Origin of the sequence: Psychromonas arctica (genome assembly GCF_038155225.1) — a bacterium.
Classification (GTDB): Bacteria; Pseudomonadota; Gammaproteobacteria; order Enterobacterales; family Psychromonadaceae; genus Psychromonas; species Psychromonas arctica_B.
The window spans coordinates 1-215 of sequence record NZ_JBAKBA010000353.1 but is presented as its reverse complement, the minus strand read 5'-3'; the positions used below and the strand labels follow the sequence as shown (position 1 = coordinate 215).

Here is a 215-nt window from a genome sequence, read left to right as displayed (position 1 = left end):
TGTTTATTAATACATTAGATTGGCAACTATCATCAGTGCAACATCAAAATAAAAAATAATAATAAAAGGTATAATGATGAAAATTACTCGTCCTAGTACTTTAAGAGTATTCAAAAAATACCATCCTCGCCAAATTGCAAAATTTGCTAAAGGATTTTTTTATGGCCGTATTTTTATAGCAGGCTTAGGTCGCTTTAGGGTCGTTGATGGAAAAG

The 215-nt window shown here is 30.7% G+C and carries 1 protein-coding gene; it reads left to right on the top strand.

Features of this window, described 5'->3' with window-relative positions:
- Window positions 1–73 precede the first annotated feature (73 nt).
- On the top strand, window positions 74–215 hold a 142-nt coding region (locus tag V6255_RS18760; protein WP_341629458.1), incomplete at its 3' end, for a DUF1107 family protein.